Annotated in this window: 14 protein-coding genes, 1 riboswitch and 1 other annotated feature; of the genes, 10 read left to right on the top strand and 4 right to left on the bottom strand. The window is 52.9% G+C overall.

Features of this window, described 5'->3' with window-relative positions; translation table 11 throughout:
• Positions 1-33: 33 nt before the first annotated feature.
• The 3 genes from EVJ28_RS02550 to EVJ28_RS02540 all read left to right on the top strand — a co-directional run bounded on the left by EVJ28_RS02550 (position 34) and on the right by EVJ28_RS02540 (position 2,700).
• Positions 34-1,386: a glucose-6-phosphate isomerase gene (locus tag EVJ28_RS02550; protein WP_071397875.1), complete on the top strand. Its 1,353-nt coding sequence runs from the start codon at positions 34-36 to the stop codon at positions 1,384-1,386.
• A 98-nt stretch (positions 1,387-1,484) separates the two neighbouring features.
• On the top strand, positions 1,485-1,958 hold the full coding sequence (gene ytkD / locus EVJ28_RS02545) for an RNA deprotection pyrophosphohydrolase (protein WP_070328784.1): 474 nt from the start codon (positions 1,485-1,487) through the stop codon (positions 1,956-1,958).
• A complete protein-coding gene (locus EVJ28_RS02540) occupies positions 1,939-2,700 on the top strand; it encodes an alpha/beta hydrolase family protein (protein ID WP_131468312.1) in 762 nt (253 codons plus the stop codon). Before ytkD ends, EVJ28_RS02540 begins: the two co-directional genes overlap by 20 nt.
• Before the next feature lie 29 nt (positions 2,701-2,729).
• Here EVJ28_RS02540 and pckA read toward each other — a convergent pair whose 3' ends face one another.
• Positions 2,730-4,301 carry a phosphoenolpyruvate carboxykinase (ATP) gene (gene pckA / locus EVJ28_RS02535; protein ID WP_131455979.1) on the bottom strand — a complete coding sequence of 524 codons (1,572 nt, stop codon included), beginning with the start codon at positions 4,299-4,301 and terminating at the stop codon, positions 2,730-2,732.
• A 317-nt stretch (positions 4,302-4,618) separates the two neighbouring features.
• Positions 4,619-4,738: riboswitch (SAM riboswitch) on the top strand.
• A gap of 131 nt (positions 4,739-4,869) precedes the next feature.
• On the opposite strand from pckA, the gene metK reads away from it, so the two are divergent.
• Complete coding sequence (gene metK / locus EVJ28_RS02530) at positions 4,870-6,078, top strand: methionine adenosyltransferase (protein WP_131455981.1); 1,209 nt, start codon at positions 4,870-4,872, stop codon at positions 6,076-6,078.
• 41 nt (positions 6,079-6,119) lie between these two features.
• Here the strand turns inward: metK and EVJ28_RS02525 are convergent, their stop codons facing one another.
• On the bottom strand, positions 6,120-6,617 hold the full coding sequence (locus EVJ28_RS02525) for a YtxH domain-containing protein (RefSeq protein ID WP_131455983.1): 498 nt from the start codon (positions 6,615-6,617) through the stop codon (positions 6,120-6,122).
• A gap of 164 nt (positions 6,618-6,781) precedes the next feature.
• On the opposite strand from EVJ28_RS02525, the gene EVJ28_RS02520 reads away from it, so the two are divergent.
• Together EVJ28_RS02520 and EVJ28_RS02515 are read left to right on the top strand one after the other, a co-directional pair.
• Positions 6,782-7,252 carry a GNAT family N-acetyltransferase gene (locus tag EVJ28_RS02520; protein WP_071397869.1) on the top strand — a complete coding sequence of 157 codons (471 nt, stop codon included), beginning with the start codon at positions 6,782-6,784 and terminating at the stop codon, positions 7,250-7,252.
• 89 nt (positions 7,253-7,341) lie between these two features.
• On the top strand, positions 7,342-8,058 hold the full coding sequence (locus EVJ28_RS02515; protein WP_131455985.1) for an alpha/beta fold hydrolase: 717 nt from the start codon (positions 7,342-7,344) through the stop codon (positions 8,056-8,058).
• 31 nt (positions 8,059-8,089) lie between these two features.
• On the opposite strand, the gene mnmM is transcribed toward EVJ28_RS02515, so the two are convergent.
• Together mnmM and mnmL are read right to left on the bottom strand one after the other, a co-directional pair.
• On the bottom strand, positions 8,090-8,659 hold the full coding sequence (gene mnmM / locus EVJ28_RS02510; RefSeq protein ID WP_131455987.1) for a tRNA 5-(aminomethyl)-2-thiouridylate-methyltransferase MnmM: 570 nt from the start codon (positions 8,657-8,659) through the stop codon (positions 8,090-8,092).
• The gene (gene mnmL, locus EVJ28_RS02505; protein ID WP_131455989.1) at positions 8,613-9,590 is read right to left on the bottom strand and encodes a tRNA modification radical SAM protein MnmL/YtqA; all 978 of its coding nucleotides are present in this window, start codon (positions 9,588-9,590) and stop codon (positions 8,613-8,615) included. The genes mnmM and mnmL overlap by 47 nt, the downstream gene beginning before the upstream one ends.
• 176 nt (positions 9,591-9,766) lie before the next feature.
• Between mnmL and EVJ28_RS02500 the strand changes: the two genes are divergently transcribed.
• The 4 genes from EVJ28_RS02500 (at position 9,767) to EVJ28_RS02485 (ending at position 15,750) form a co-directional block, all read left to right on the top strand.
• Entirely contained in the window at positions 9,767-10,948 is a 1,182-nt protein-coding gene (locus EVJ28_RS02500) for an MDR family MFS transporter (RefSeq protein WP_131468316.1), read from the top strand.
• Between the two features lie 150 nt (positions 10,949-11,098).
• The gene (locus EVJ28_RS02495) at positions 11,099-11,845 is read left to right on the top strand and encodes a bacteriorhodopsin-like (RefSeq protein WP_131469758.1); all 747 of its coding nucleotides are present in this window, start codon (positions 11,099-11,101) and stop codon (positions 11,843-11,845) included.
• A 57-nt stretch (positions 11,846-11,902) separates the two neighbouring features.
• Positions 11,903-12,120 (top strand) — a binding site (T-box leader).
• 42 nt (positions 12,121-12,162) lie between these two features.
• Entirely contained in the window at positions 12,163-14,565 is a 2,403-nt protein-coding gene (gene leuS, locus EVJ28_RS02490) for a leucine--tRNA ligase (protein WP_131455996.1), read from the top strand.
• 117 nt (positions 14,566-14,682) lie between these two features.
• Positions 14,683-15,750: a hypothetical protein gene (locus EVJ28_RS02485; protein WP_131455998.1), complete on the top strand. Its 1,068-nt coding sequence runs from the start codon at positions 14,683-14,685 to the stop codon at positions 15,748-15,750.
• Positions 15,751-15,760 lie beyond the last annotated feature (10 nt).

Raw genomic sequence — 15,760 nt, 5'->3', positions numbered from 1 at the left:
CTCTTAGATGAGCGATTTAAAGGAGGAAATGCCATGTCAACAGTACGTTTCGATTATTCTAACGCCCTGTCTTTCGTCGGGGAACACGAAGTCGATCAAATGCAAGAAACGGTGAAAGCACTCCATTCGGTCATCCACGACCGGAGCGGTGCCGGCAGCGATTTTCTAGGCTGGGTCGACCTTCCAACGAATTTTGATACGGATGAGTTCGCACGTATCAAAGCGGCCGCTGAACGAATCCGCGACAACTCAGACGTCCTCGTCGTCGTCGGAATCGGTGGGTCGTATCTCGGCGCTCGTGCAGCCATCGAGATGCTGCAACATTCATTCTTCAACGTGTTGTCAAAAGAGGAGCGTAACGCCCCGCAAGTCTTCTTCGCGGGCCACAACATCTCGTCAACGTACATGACGGAGTTGCTTCAAGTACTCGAAGGCAAAGAAGTCTCAGTCAACGTCATCTCAAAATCGGGAACGACGACAGAGCCGGCAATTGCTTTCCGTGTCCTCAAGCAGTTCATGGAAGAGAAGTACGGCCAAGACGGCGCACGCGAGCGCATTTATGCGACGACAGACCGTGCCCGTGGCGCTTTGAAGACGCTCGCTGATGCAGAAGGTTACGAGACGTTCGTCATTCCGGACGATGTCGGTGGACGGTTCTCTGTCCTCACACCAGTCGGTTTGCTTCCAATCGCGGCGGCAGGCATCGATATCGATGCCCTCATGGAAGGTGCGCGTGACGCGGAAAATGCCTACAGTTCACCTGAACTTTCAGAGAACGAGGCGTACCAGTACGCGGTCGTCCGTAACGCCATGTATGCGAAAGGTAAATCAATCGAACTTCTCGTCAACTACGAACCGGCACTCCACTATGTATCAGAGTGGTGGAAACAGCTTTACGGCGAGTCGGAAGGCAAAGACAACAAAGGGATCTTCCCGGCGGCAGTTGACTTCTCGACTGACCTCCACTCGATGGGACAATACATCCAAGAAGGTCGCCGCGACTTGTTCGAGACGGTCATCCGTGTCACGAACGTCCGTCACGCTTTGAACGTCCCTGAAGACGCACAAGACCTCGACGGCTTGAACTTCCTTGCCGGTGAGACGATCCAATTCGTCAACGACAAGGCGGCAGAAGGAACGCTCCTCGCCCACACGGACGGAAACGTGCCGAACCTCGTCGTCGAATTGCCAGAGATGACGCCATATCATCTCGGCTACTTGTTCTACTTCTTCGAGAAGGCGTGCGCGATGAGCGGCTACATTCTCGGAGTCAACCCGTTCAACCAGCCAGGTGTTGAAGCATATAAAGCGAACATGTTCGCGTTGCTTGGAAAACCAGGTTACGAGGAACAAAAAGCTGAGCTTGAAAAGCGCTTAAACCAATGATTTATTGTAGGTCCGCCTCGGCGGGCCTATTTTTTTGTTTGAAACTAGGGTGAGACAAGGTAAAGTGAGAGTAGACACGGGAAAGAAAGGGATGGACTATGTTGACATTCACGGACTACTATCACAATAAAGTCGAGTTGAGCTTCGAGCACTATCCATTTTCGGATACGCCGCTTCACGTCTGGGTCGTCGCCCGCTATGCGGACAAATGGGTGCTCACGAAGCATAAGCAGCGCGGACTCGAATTTCCGGGAGGGAAAGTCGAACCCGGAGAACACGAAGACGACGCGGCGATTCGGGAAGTGTACGAGGAGACGGGAGGTGTCGTCAAGACGCTCCATTATTTAGGGCAGTACCGGGTGCTCGGGCGTGGTGACACCGTCATCAAAAATATTTATTTTGCGGAAATCGAACGGTTCGAGGATCATCCGGCCGTCGATGAGACCGACGGGGCCGTCTTGTTGGACACGTTACCGACGAACCTGCTCCGTAACGGCCGCTACAGTTTCATGATGAAAGATAAAGTGTTGCCCGAAACGATGAAAGTACTCCATGACAAAAAGTTGGTTTGATCGAGTCGACGTCCTGCCTCCTTATGCGGGATACCCCGTTCATCGAGGTTGGTACGAGACGAGTGACGGGGAAGAAGTCGTCGCCTACACGATCACGCCAAAACGCCCGAACGGCCAGGTGCTGTTTTATTTACGAGGCGGCACCGGGAGGATTGGTGACGTCCGGTTGCCTCGGCTAATGCAATTCGCGGCGAAAGGGTTCCATGTCGTGGCGCCGGTCTATCGCGGGAACCACGGGGGAACCGGAAAAGAGGATTTCGGAGGCGCCGACTTAGAGGACGTCGTGTCTCTGTATGACCGCGTTAGCCGGACGCACGAGACGATCCACGCCCTCGGCTTTTCCCGGGGCGGCATGATGGCGTTGTCGCTCGCATCAAAACGTCCCGTCACGTCGGTCACGTCGTGGGCGGGTGTGACGAATTTGGAATGGACGTATGAAGAACAGCGTTCGATGCGGAAGATGTTGCGCCGGATGACCGGGGGAGACCCGGCGGCGGTCCATGAGGCGTATGTCGAACGGTCTCCGCTCTTCAAAGACTGGCAGGCGCCGACGCTACTCATTCATGGGACGGACGACGAGCAAGTCCGGCTTCGTCATGCGACCGCCCTCGCCGACAAGATCGGTTCGCAAGCAGAGCTTTGGATCTTGCCGTTCGCCCATCAGCTCCCGTTCTGGGAAAAATGGAAGACGACGGACCGAGCGATGGATTGGATGTTGGCGATTGCAAGAAAAAATGACTAGTACCCGAGCGGGGTACTAGTCATTTTGAGTTAGAAGACGATTGGGCCGGCCGCGATGACCTTCTCACTCGCTTTCGTGAATCGTTTAAAGTTTTGTTGGAACTTCAAGGCGAGCGCTCGCGCTTCGACATCGTAATGAGCCGTATCTTTCCAAGTGTCACGTGGGTTGAGCACGTCTTGTGGGACGCCGTCGATATGGACTGGGATGTCGACGTTGAAGATGTCGTGCTTCACAGTGTCGACGTCACGCAATTGACCGTTGATCGCGGCGTTCACCATGGTCCGTGTGTAGCTGAGCTTCATACGCGACCCTTCACCGTAAGCCCCGCCGGTCCAACCCGTGTTGACGAGGTAGACGTCGACGTTATGCTGTTCGATCAACTTGCCGAGCATGTCGGCGTATCGTTCCGGGGCGAGCGGCAAGAACGGTGAGCCGAAGCAAGTCGAGAACGTTGCTTGTGGCTCGGTCACGCCGCGCTCCGTCCCGGCTAGTTTTGATGTGTAGCCAGATAGGAAGTGATACATCGCCTGCTCTTTCGTCAACTTGCTGATCGGCGGGAGCACCCCGTAAGCATCGGCCGTCAAGAAGACGATCGTGTTCGGGTGACCGGCCCGTGAAGGGAGCATCGCGTTATCGATGTATTGAATCGGATAAGCTGCTCGCGTATTTTCGGTGAGCGAGATGTTTTTGTAGTCGGGTGAGCGGTCTTCGTTCAAGATGACGTTTTCGATCAACGATCCGAAACGGATGGCGTCATAAATTTGAGGTTCGTTCTCACGCGACAAGTTGATCGTCTTGGCGTAGCAACCGCCTTCGATGTTGAAGATGCCGTCTGGTGACCAACCGTGCTCATCGTCACCGATGAGATGCCGTTCCATATCGGCCGATAGCGTCGTCTTTCCCGTGCCCGATAGTCCGAAGAAGAGCGCCGTCTCCCCGGCGTCCGAGACGTTGGCCGAGCAATGCATCGACAAGACGTGCTGTTCAGGTAATAGGAAGTTCATGACCGAGAAAATCGATTTTTTAATTTCGCCGCCGTATTCTGTTCCCCCGATCAGAATGGTACGTTTGGCGAACGAGACGAGGATAAATGTTTCTGAGTTCGTCCCGTCAACTGTTGGGTCGGCCTTGTAGCTCGGTGCATAAATGACCGTGAACGGGTCAAACGCAGCTCTCGTCGGCCACTCTCGCAAGAACAACTGCTTCGCGAACAAGCTGTGCCACGCGTACTCGGTGATGGCGCGTACAGGTAGCGTGTAGTGCTCGTCAGCTCCAGCCGAAGCTTCGAGATAATACAGCTTCTGTTTCGTCTCGAGATGGGTGAGGACTTTGTCGAGAAGAGCGGTGAACTTTTCTTCTGCGATCGGCTGATTGATCGGCCCCCAGTCCACTAACGAGTTGCTGACTTCATCTTGGACGACGAATTTGTCTTTCGGTGACCGTCCTGTGAATTTCCCTGTACTGACCGATAAAGCCCCGTCTTTCGTCAGTACGCCTTCACCGTTACGAATGGCTTCTTCCACCAGTTCTGGAACCGTTAAGTTCCGTAATACATCGGCACCCTTAATTAATTCTTCGATTTTCAGGAGCGTAGTCGCCATCCTGAATCCCACCTTTCCCCTAAATAGATGTGGATGAAATCCGCATACTTCCGCGTTTAATTAGTATGACATTTTCATTATATGTGACACACTAATCGAAAACAAGCATTTCTTTACCCTTTAAAGTAAGCGCTTTCTTACAAAGACATTCTAACATATTCTGTATAAGCGGGGAGTGAAAAAACGGAAACCGTCAAAAAAATGTTTGATATTTCACAAACATAAATGATTTCCGTGATTACGAAGAAATTTACAAATTAAGCAGATACGCTTGACAGAACGGTATGGCATTTATATGATGGTGTTCGTAACGGATACTCTTATTCTGAGCGGTGGAGGGAACAAGGCCCTACGAAGCCCAGCAACCGTCCGATCCTGTAGTCTTTTTCGGAAAAGGTGCTATCCTGAAGCGAAGCGACAGCTTCGAACGATAAGAGGGTAAGGAAGAACGATTCAACCTTTCCCATTGAACGTGGCGAAAGGTTTTTTTCATTACCGTCCCAAAGCAACGCGTAAGGGGAACGAGTACCGTCCACACATCACCCTTATTAATAGGAGGTTTTTCGAAATGTCAAACTTGAACCGTCGACTTTTCACTTCGGAGTCCGTCACTGAAGGACATCCGGATAAAATTTGTGACCAAATCTCAGATGCGATTTTGGATGCAATTTTGGCTGAAGATCCAAACGCCCGCGTTGCGGCTGAGACGTCTGTCACGACAGGTCTCGTGCTCGTAGCTGGTGAAATCACGACATCGACTTACGTGGATATCCCGAAAGTTGTACGTGAAACTGTTCGTGAGATCGGCTACACGCGCGCCAAATATGGTTTTGACGCTGAGACTTGTGCTGTACTCACAGCAATCGACGAGCAGTCAGCAGACATCGCACTCGGTGTCGACCAAGCGCTCGAAGCTCGTGAAGGTCAAATGACTGACGAAGAAATCGATGCGATTGGTGCCGGTGACCAAGGCCTCATGTTCGGTTATGCAACGAACGAGACACCTGAACTCATGCCGCTCCCAATCTCACTCGCTCACAAATTGTCACGTCGCTTGGCAGAAGTCCGCAAAAACGGAACGCTCACTTACCTTCGTCCAGACGGTAAGACGCAAGTAACTGTTGAATACGACCAAGACAACAACCCGGTCCGTATCGATACGATCGTCATCTCGACGCAACACGCAGAAGACATCACGCTCGAGCAAATCCAAGCGGACCTTAAAGAACACGTGATCGCAGCAGTCATCCCGGCTGAACTCATCGATGCCGAGACAAAGTACTTCATCAACCCGACTGGCCGTTTTGTCATCGGTGGACCACAAGGTGATGCAGGTCTTACAGGACGTAAAATCATCGTCGACACATACGGTGGATATGCTCGCCACGGCGGTGGTGCGTTCTCAGGTAAAGATCCTACCAAAGTTGACCGTTCGGCAGCATACGCGGCCCGCTACGTGGCGAAAAACCTCGTTGCAGCTGGACTTGCTGACAAAGCGGAAGTTCAACTTGCATACGCGATCGGTGTCGCACACCCGGTTTCAATCGCGGTGGACACGTTCGGCACTGGTAAATTGAGCGAGACTGAACTCGTTGAACTCATTCGTGAGAACTTCGACCTTCGTCCGGCCGGCATCATTAAGATGCTCGACCTTCGTCGCCCGATCTACAGACAGACAGCAGCTTACGGACACTTTGGTCGCACAGACGTTGAACTCCCATGGGAGCAGACGGACAAAGCGGCATTGCTTGAAGAAGGCGCAAAACGTTTCGCATAAGCATAAAAAAACGACCTTTCGCGAGAAAGGTCGTTTTTTTATTATGCTTGTGGTTTATTTTCGTTTGTTGCGTTCTCGTTGCCGAGTGCTGTATCTTTCGCCTCGACGACTTTCTCACCAATATCTTGCAAATCTGATTTTGTTTCCTGGGCCGTCTCGACGACTTTGTTCACGTCTTCTTTGACCGTGTCGACTTCACCGACAACTTTTTCATAGACGTTTTGCACATCGGTCGACACTTCTTGAATCATACCTGACGCCGATTTCACTTGCTCGATGACTTGAGACGCTTTACCGGCCGGATCTTCTTTGATCGTGTCGACGAGACCGCCGACAGACGACTTCGCATTCGTGAGCGACTGTTTCGTCGTCTCACGGTTCGACGAGCTAAGTAGGGCGATCAGACCGCCGACGAGCGCACCGAGAAGCATCCCGGTCACGACGTTGATTCTAGGACCACCCGAGTTGGTTTGGTCGAATTGGCGATTCGGGTTGTTGGCGTTATCTGCGTGTGGATCGTTTTGTAATGTTGGTTCCATGTCTAAACACTCCTTTGTAAGTTGGCATTGGTACTCATATACCCTAGTTAAAATAGAAAATAACGTTCTGCTTTATTTCGACACGAAAAAGTAATAGAAGGGCAGGATATTTTTTACGTGATGGGGAATGATAGTACTAGATTGGCCAAAAGGGGGAAGCTGTTATGAAGATGCGGGAAGCCGTACCAGAAGATGCCGCCACGATTCGAGATATCGCACTTGCGACCATCAGTGTGACAGATGACGTTCGGTCTAAGGTGATGGAGCGCGCCTATCAACAAGAAGAGATCGTCCGGGCCATCGGTTCGAGTGAAGAAGCGAAAGAACAGTTGTTCATCGTCGGTGAGGCCGAAGGAGACGTCATCGGGTTTTACCATGCGATCGACCGCGGTGATACTTGGGAAGTGCTTCGTCTCTATCTTCATCCGGCTCACCATCGCCAAGGACTTGGGGCAGAACTGCTGACACATCTCCAAGAGCGGAAGGCGCAGCCGATCGAGCTGTATGTCGAGAGTTCGAACGAGCAGGCGATCGCGTTCTTAAGCCATCAAGCGTTCACCGAACTGAACCGAATTCAAGAAGAAGTGTATGATCAACCGATGGAGCTTATCCATTTGCGCTACGACCCACGCTAAGACTCCAGACGGATTTTCTTTCAAACATCAGTCAGCGGCTGATGTTTTTTGTTAGAATTGATGAGACATACTAATAATGAGGTGACAGCATGACATATGAAGAAGAATCACGAAAAGGGGTTATCGTGATCGTTTACCCGTTGCAGTTCACGTCCCGGCTCAGCGAAGCATTTTTGCAGCGACTCAGTGTCGACTATGAGGTGCTTGTCGTGACCGGACAGACGGTCGGACTGACGGCAGAAGACCATAAACAGCTGATCAAGAACACGCTACGGGAAGCGAGTCAGTCCAAACTACCGATTCACGTCATCGCCTTCAGTCTCGGGGCGCTCTTGACGAACCGCCTCCTGCAAGAGTACGACGTGCCGCTCGGGAGTTTGACATACATCTCCCCGCTCTTTGATTGGCATTCGTCCCGCCAAATCGGCGGGCTCAAGCAAGTCGTCGCCAGTGCGGTCGACCGGTTCCGCCCCGATTTGCCGCTCAGTATGATGACGTTCACCGGCGGCGGGGAAGAGTCGTCTCGTTTCGGCGAGATCACATACGCGCAGTACCGCGAAATCGAAGAAGAGATCGTCGAGCATCAAGAGGAGAAGAAACATTTACCTCGCTTACCGCTCGCTTGCTTCTACGCGCCGGACGATCGTTTCGCCGACGTGAGGCTGACGTTGAACGTCTGCCGCAAAATCGGCGGCGATCAAGTCTACATCCGTCGGCTCGAAGGGTTCCCACACTTTGGCTATGAACGGCTGAACACGAAGTTCGCGGAGACGCTCATCACGTTTTATGAATTGATTCGGGAATAGACAAAAGGCGACTCACGCGAGTCGCCTGTTTTCATGCCCGTTTTTCGATCGCCACGATGAATGGGGGATGATTGATTTGATTGACGAAGCCGTAACGGAGGACGCCGGCTCGTTTTTGGTCGAGTGCCTCGGCGTACGCGAGCACCTCGTCCCGCTCGACTTTCCCGCTCTCATGGCCGTGATAGATGACGACGACGATGACACCGCCGACGGCCATCACGTCGAGCAATTGCTCGAGGGCGTCGATCGTCGTGTTGCCGGTCGTTGTGATCGACTTGTCGCTCCCAGGCAAGTAGCCGAGATTGAAGACGGCCGCCGTGATCGGACGGGTTTCATCCGCGACGACCGCCTTGACCGTGTCGTGGCTGTCGTGGACGACCGAGACACGATCAAGCAGATCGGCGGCGGTGATGCGGTCTGTCGTCGCCTTGACTGCCGCCTCTTGGACGTCAAACGCGTAAACGTGACCGCTGCCGACTCGTTCTGCTAGAAACAATGTATCGTGTCCGTTGCCGGCCGTCATATCGACGGCGACGGCACCGTCTGTAACGTGTTCACTTAATAGATGCTTCGCGAACGGTAAAACTCTCATTAATCCCATAGATCTCATCCTTCTTTTTTCCTTGGAAGGAATCACGACGTTCCAACTCGGCGTTGATGGCGTTCAAGACGGCCATTTTGTGCCGGCTCCACGTCGGTCCAATCAATAAGTCGGGTGGACCGTCGCCCGTCAATCGATGAATCACGATCTCAGGCGGTAAGTACTCGAGCTGATCGCAGACGAGCGAGACGTATGTCGTCTCGTCCATGAGTTCGAGCAGCCCTAACTCGTATTGTCTGGCGAGCGGCGTCTGTTTTAAGACGTGGAGCAAATGGATCTTGATTCCTTGTATGTCCATTTTAGCAACTTCTCGGGCCGTGTCGAGCATCATGTCTGGCGTTTCGCCAGGAAGACCGTTGATGATATGGACGCAGACGGAAATGTTCCGGCTCCGCAGTTTCGCGAGACCGTCGAGGAACGTCTTATAGTCGTGGCCCCGGTTGATCTTTTTCGCGGTTGAATCATGGATTGTCTGCAGGCCGAGTTCGACCGTGAGTGACGTCCGCTCGTTCAACTCAGCGAGATAGTCGACGACGTCGTCTGGCAGACAGTCGGGTCGTGTCGCGATCGACAGACCGACGACGCCTTCTTCTACGAGTGCCGGTTCGAACAGTTCGCGCAAGCGCTCTACGGGTGCGTACGTGTTGCTGAACGCTTGGAAGTAGGCGATATACAACGCATGCTTCCATTTCCGATGCAGACGGGCCGTGCCTTCGGCGAACTGGACCGGGATCGGATCACAGGCGTTGCCGGCAAAATCGCCGCTGCCGTCATCCGAACAGAATGTGCAGCCGCCTTTTGAGACGAGGCCGTCGCGGTTCGGACAAGTGAAACCGCCATCGAGCGGGACTTTGAACACTTTCTCGCCGAATTCGCGACGATACGCTTCATTTAATTTGTGAAATCTAGCTTGGCCAAACGGGTTATTCAATGCTATCCTCTCCTTCCTTGCTCATGCTATCACAAGGTGGGGCTTGCTTTACTTCATAATAAGTAATTTTTCTTGACAGTTATGTAGCGTTCCGTTAGCTTGGAGAAGGACTCATCACAGATTCGGCCTTCGTGCCGGATTTTTTATCGTTTAAAGGAATGAAAGGAGTAACGGGTATGAACAATAAAATGCCGATTTCGGTATGGATTCTAGTCATTGCGATGGCGCTCAATACAACGGCGGCGTCTTTTTTATGGCCATTTAACACACTCTATATTAATGGATATTTAGGCGAGTCGATGACGCTCGCAGGTATTGCGCTGCTCGTCAACTCAGCGCTCGCCATCGCGGGTAACTATATCGGCGGGACGTTGTTCGACCGCATCGGCGGGAAGCGGACGCTCGTCATCTCGGTCGGGCTGTTGCTCGCGAGCTCGCTCGGCTTCTTATTGTTTCATGCCACGTTCTTCGGGTATTTGGCATGGCTCGGTTTGATCGGGTTCTCGGGAGGACTCGTCTTTCCGACCGTGTACGCGTTTGCCGGTTTGATCTGGCCTGAAGGTGGCCGGCGCTCGTTCAACGCGATCTACGTCGCCCAAAACGTCGGGGTCGCCCTCGGGACGGCGATGAGCGGTCAAATCGCGCGAATCAACATCGAGTGGATCTTCTATGCGAACTTCTTCTTGTCGGTCCTTTTCGTCGTTGTGCTGTTGTTCGGCCTGCGTTACTTAAAAAACCCGGGTCGCCCAATCGTCCAGTCTCAGCTCGAAGCCGCGGCGACGACGCTCTCTGGCGCGACGATGAAATCGATGTGGTTTGTCGCCATCGGTTATGCCGCACTCTGGTTCGTCTACGTCCAGTGGCAAGGGACGATCGCCGTCCATTCGAAAGACCTCGGTGTGACGATCAGCCAATATTCATTGCTGTGGACGGTCAACGGGGCGTTGATCGTGTTCGCCCAACCGCTTCTCAACCGGGCGCTGCGCTACTTTGAAGACGATTTGAAGCGCCAACTCGTCGTCGGTGCCATCATTTTCCTAGCTGCTTTCATCATCGTCCCGTTCGCGGGAGGATTTACGATGTTCATGGTCGCGATGATCGTCATGACGATCGGTGAGATGTTCATCTGGCCGGCTGTCCCAACGATTGCCGCAAAACTTGCACCTCCGGGTAAAGCCGGACAGTTCCAAGGTCTCGTCAACATCGCCGCGTCGGTCGGGCGGATGATTGGACCGACGCTCTCAGGACTCACGTTCGATTTACTCGGGATGAACGCTGTATTTGGATTGCTGCTTCTACTCATTGTCACGGCGCTGTTCTTCTTTATGAAAATCAGTTCGCTGAATCGTCAAACTTGATCTGGATGTCACATCAACCGCGTATCCAATTCGCATGAGGTATTGCAATCTCATGTAAAATTCATGTAAAATATAGTCAGAGGATCCTTTCACATAATCGTTCCGTCGTTCCGTCGTTTCCTGTTTCTAGCCGATGAGGAGATGTACACCATGAACGAAGAAGTCAATTTACTCGTGCTCGCGACCCAATACATGTTTTGGGTCGGGTTTGTCGGAATGGCCGCCGCGACGCTCTATTTTCTAGTGGAGCGAAACAGCCTTGACCCAGAATATCGTTCTGTCGCCACGGTCGCTGCCTTGGTCACGTTTGTCGCTGCCATCCATTACTATTTCATGAAGGACTCTGTCGGGGATATGGGACTGTTGTCTGAGATCACAGGTTTCCCAACCGAGATTCGTTATATCGATTGGCTCGTGACGACACCGCTCTTGCTCGTGAAGTTCCCGCTGCTACTCAGTTTGAAAGGGAAGATGAAGTCTGGACTGCTGACGAAATTGATCGTCGCCGACATTATTATGATTGTTTCGGGATATCTCGGTGAATCGTCGATCAACTTGAACGGTGGCTTCACGCAACTTGGATTGTGGGGCTATCTAGTCGGTTGTTTGGCCTGGATCTATATCATCTACTTGCTGTTCACGAACGTTACGAAAGCGGCTGAATCGTCGCCGGCCCCGATTCGGAAAGCGCTACTCAACATGCGCTTGTTCATCTTGATCGGTTGGGCGATTTACCCGATCGGTTACGCGGTCACGCTGTTCGCGACCGGGGTAGAGGTTCAGCTAGTGCGTGAGCTAATCTACAACGTCGCCGACTTGGTCAACAAGGTCGGGTTCGGATTGATCGCTTTCTTCGCGGTGAAAACGATCTCGACGCTCAAACAAATTAAAACGTGATTGTAAGTTCACATTGACGTGGTTTTTTATCTTGCGCTAAAATGAAGAGGTGAGATGAAAATTGCGTTGATAAGGAGTAGTATCGTAGCGTCGATATTGTAGAGAGCCGGTGGTTGGTGTGAACCGGTATATGGACCGCGAGAACTCGCCTTGGAGCTGTTCGCCTGAACGAAAAGTAAGGTGAACCGAAGTTACGCCTCGTTACCGGCGTCTCAAGTGGCAGACATGCAACATGGGTGGTACCGCGGAGAGCTTTCAAGCCTTTCGTCCCATTTACCGGGGCGGAGGGCTTTTTATTATGCAGAGGAGGAAGAAATTTGAGCTATTTTAAACATCAAGACATCGAGCCGAAATGGCAAAAGCGTTGGGAAGAGAAAGATTCATTCCGGACGACGGAAGACCCGGACAAGGATTGTTTCTACGTCCTCGACATGTTCCCATACCCGTCAGGAGCCGGACTTCACGTCGGTCACCCGGAAGGTTATACGGCGACAGATATCATCGCCCGCATGAAACGGATGCAAGGCTATAACGTCCTTCACCCGATCGGTTGGGACGCGTTCGGTCTTCCGGCTGAACAGTACGCCCTCGATACAGGAAACGACCCGCGCGAGTTCACGGAGCGTAACATCGGGACGTTCCGCCGTCAGTTGAAAGACCTCGGCTTCTCGTACGACTGGGACCGTGAGATCAGCACGACCGACCCGAAATACTACAAGTGGACGCAATGGATTTTCACGCAGCTCTATGAGCGTGGCCTCGCCTACGTCGACGAAGTGGCGGTCAACTGGTGTCCGGCCCTCGGTACGGTACTCGCTAACGAGGAAGTCATCGACGGATTGTCGGAACGTGGGAACCATCCGGTCTACCGCGTCCCGATGAAACAGTGGGTGCTCCGCATCACGCATTACGCGGAGCGGTTGCTTGATGATTTAGAAACACTCGACTGGCCGGAGAGCGTCAAAGAGATGCAACGCAACTGGATCGGTAAATCGGTCGGCGCCGAAGTCGACTTTAAAGTCGACGGGCACGATAAAGTCGTGACTGTATTCACGACGCGGCCTGATACACTTTACGGAGCGACGTACGTCACACTCGCACCGGAGCACCCGTTCGTCAAAGCAATCGCGACGCCGGAACAACTCGACGCGGTCGAAGCGTACGCGGAAGAAGTCTCGAAGAAGACCGATCTTGAACGGACTGACCTCGCTAAAGAGAAGACGGGTGTCTTCACGGGCGCATACGCGGTCAATCCGGTCAACGGGGAAAAACTTCCGATCTGGATCGCTGACTATGTCTTGTCGACGTACGGTACGGGTGCGGTCATGGCCGTACCGGGCCACGATGAGCGGGACTATGAGTTCGCGAAAACGTTTGACCTCCCAATCCGCGAAGTCGTCAAAGGCGGTAACTTGGATGAGGCGGCTTACACGGAAGACGGCGAACATGTGAACTCAGGAGCGCTCGACGGTCTCAATAAAGTCGATGCCATCGCCAAAATCATCGAAGAACTCGAACTTGCCGGTACGGGCCGGGCGAAGACGACGTATCGTCTCCGCGACTGGTTGTTCAGCCGTCAACGCTATTGGGGCGAGCCGATCCCGATCGTTCATATGGAAGACGGGACGCTCAAGACGGTATCGATCGAAGAGCTTCCGCTCGAACTTCCGATCATCGATGAGATCAAGCCATCAGGCACAGGTGAGTCGCCGCTCGCGAACGCCGACGAGTGGTTGACGTACACAGACCCGGTGACGGGTGAAAAGGGTCGTCGTGAGACGAACACGATGCCGCAATGGGCCGGCAGCTGCTGGTACTACATCCGCTACATCGATCCGCATAACGAAGACATGATCGCCGATCCTGAGAAGTTGAAGCGCTGGCTCCCGGTCGACTTGTACGTGGGGGGGACGGAGCACGCGGTCCTGCACTTGCTATACGCGCGTTTCTGGCACAAAGTGCTCTACGACATCGGGATCGTCCCGACGAACGAGCCGTTCCAAAAGCTCTACAACCAAGGTATGATTCTCGGTGAGAACAACGAGAAGATGTCGAAATCAAAAGGCAACGTCGTCAACCCGGACGATATCGTCAAATCACACGGTGCCGACACGCTTCGTCTCTATGAGATGTTCATGGGACCGCTTGACGCGGCCATCGCTTGGTCGACAAACGGCCTTGACGGGGCACGTCGCTTCCTCGACCGTGTCTGGCGTTTGTTCGAACAAGCGAAACTCGAAGACGTCGCTGCGACGGCCGACTTTGAGCGCACGTACCATCAGACAGTGAAAAAAGTGACGGAAGATTACGAGGCGCTTCGCTTCAATACGGCGATCTCGCAACTCATGGTCTTCATCAACGAAGCGTACAAACAAGACACGTTACCGAAGCAAGAGATGGTCAACTTCATCAAGATGCTCGCTCCGGTCGCACCACACTTGGCTGAAGAGTTGTGGGAGCGTCTCGGGATGGAAGAAGAATTGACGTATGCGGCGTGGCCGACGTTCGATGAGTCGAAACTCGTCAGCGATACGATCGAGGTCGTCATCCAAGTGAACGGTAAGCTCCGGGCGAAGATGCACGTGACGCGCGACGCTTCGAAAGAAGCGCTTGAGGCGGAGGCACTCGCGAACGAGCGTGTACAAGAGTTCACTGAAGGAAAAACGGTCCGTAAAGTGATCGTCGTCCCAGGTAAACTCGTCAACATCGTCGTAGGATAAGTTAAGGAATGTGTGACATTGTCACACGTTCCTTTCTTTTTGGGGATGCCGTTTTCTTTTTGAGGCGGTTTTGTTACACTAAAGGGCGACACTGAATATAAAGGGGACTAAGCGTCCATGAAACGATCTTACGTACTGTACACGACATTGTTTGCGGTCGTGGTCGGCGTGATTCTTTGTTACGTGTTCGTTTTTTCAGACGAAGACATTCAAAGCCAAATCGCTGCGACATTTGAAAAGATTGAGATTCAAACGAGTCATCAAGCGACGTCGATGCCTCCGGTCGAGGCCTCGCCAGACGAAGAAGACATCGATACGACCGATGCGCTCGAACAAATACAGAATATCGACGAGGTTTACTATAGCGACACAATCGGGGCTTATTTGGTCTTGACGAAAGACCACGACTTCTTTGAAGTGAGCGGAAACGCGAATCGAGTGAACGCTTCGCTCAAGCTCGAGACCGAGAATCAATCGTTCCCGCTCGGTGACTTTATCGGGATGCGTATGATTGCAGAAGATAAAATTTATGCCGTTACATCGACCGGTGTCATCGTGACGATCGCGCGAGAAGAAGGACGTTGGATGGAGCGCGAACGAAAAGCAATCGCCGGGCTTGTCTCAACCGATCGGCTGTTCGGGCTCGGGTACGACAAAGAGACGGAACGGCTCATCATCATGAACCGCACGGCAGCGACACCGGATATCGAACTCATCTACGTTCAAGAACGGATTATGAAGGCGGAAACGCCGGAGGAAGCCGAACCAGCAACGGATGAACCAACCCAATCGGCTGAAGAAACGATCGAGACGGATGCTGTCTCTCCGGAAAACGAGGCACTTCAATCGGAAGGAACGGAAGAAACAGAAGACGTCGAACCGTTGACGGAGTGGACGATTGAATCACGCAAGCCGCTCACGACGGAAGGGATGAGCGCCTCGATTCAACAGAAGTTTGAGAAGTTCCGTGGGGTCGGTCTTGTCGAACGGCAAGGACGGATTTACGTCCTCGATTCGGAGGAACTCGTGTTATACACGGTCAACCCAGGCGAAGGGACGATGAACGGTCAAATGGTGACGCCTCGCGTCTACGGTTCGACCGGCATGTTCCTGCAAGACAATGAAATTTTTGCAATCGTACGACCAGACGTGTTCGATCTTGACGCGTTCGTCTCGGTCGACTGATAGGAGCGGA

The organism is Exiguobacterium sp. SH3S3 (genome assembly GCF_004337115.1).
Classification (GTDB): Bacteria; Bacillota; Bacilli; order Exiguobacteriales; family Exiguobacteriaceae; genus Exiguobacterium; species Exiguobacterium aurantiacum_A.
Note: the sequence above shows the minus strand (reverse complement) of the source record. Positions and strands in the feature narration are given on the sequence as shown.

Bases quoted from the DNA above. Each gene is read 5' to 3' on its own strand.
- EVJ28_RS02520 (WP_071397869.1), top strand. From the start codon at position 6,782: ATGAAGATGCGGGAAGCCGTACCAGAAGATGCCGCCACGATTCGAGAT.
- ytkD (WP_070328784.1), top strand. From the start codon at position 1,485: ATGTTGACATTCACGGACTACTATCACAATAAAGTCGAGTTGAGCTTC.
- EVJ28_RS02550 (WP_071397875.1), top strand. From the start codon at position 34: ATGTCAACAGTACGTTTCGATTATTCTAACGCCCTGTCTTTCGTCGGG.
- EVJ28_RS02525 (WP_131455983.1), bottom strand. From the start codon at position 6,617: ATGGAACCAACATTACAAAACGATCCACACGCAGATAACGCCAACAAC.
- metK (WP_131455981.1), top strand. From the start codon at position 4,870: ATGTCAAACTTGAACCGTCGACTTTTCACTTCGGAGTCCGTCACTGAA.
- mnmM (WP_131455987.1), bottom strand. From the start codon at position 8,659: ATGGGATTAATGAGAGTTTTACCGTTCGCGAAGCATCTATTAAGTGAA.
- EVJ28_RS02540 (WP_131468312.1), top strand. From the start codon at position 1,939: ATGACAAAAAGTTGGTTTGATCGAGTCGACGTCCTGCCTCCTTATGCG.
- EVJ28_RS02500 (WP_131468316.1), top strand. From the start codon at position 9,767: ATGAACAATAAAATGCCGATTTCGGTATGGATTCTAGTCATTGCGATG.
- EVJ28_RS02495 (WP_131469758.1), top strand. From the start codon at position 11,099: ATGAACGAAGAAGTCAATTTACTCGTGCTCGCGACCCAATACATGTTT.
- pckA (WP_131455979.1), bottom strand. From the start codon at position 4,301: ATGGCGACTACGCTCCTGAAAATCGAAGAATTAATTAAGGGTGCCGAT.
- EVJ28_RS02515 (WP_131455985.1), top strand. From the start codon at position 7,342: ATGACATATGAAGAAGAATCACGAAAAGGGGTTATCGTGATCGTTTAC.
- EVJ28_RS02485 (WP_131455998.1), top strand. From the start codon at position 14,683: ATGAAACGATCTTACGTACTGTACACGACATTGTTTGCGGTCGTGGTC.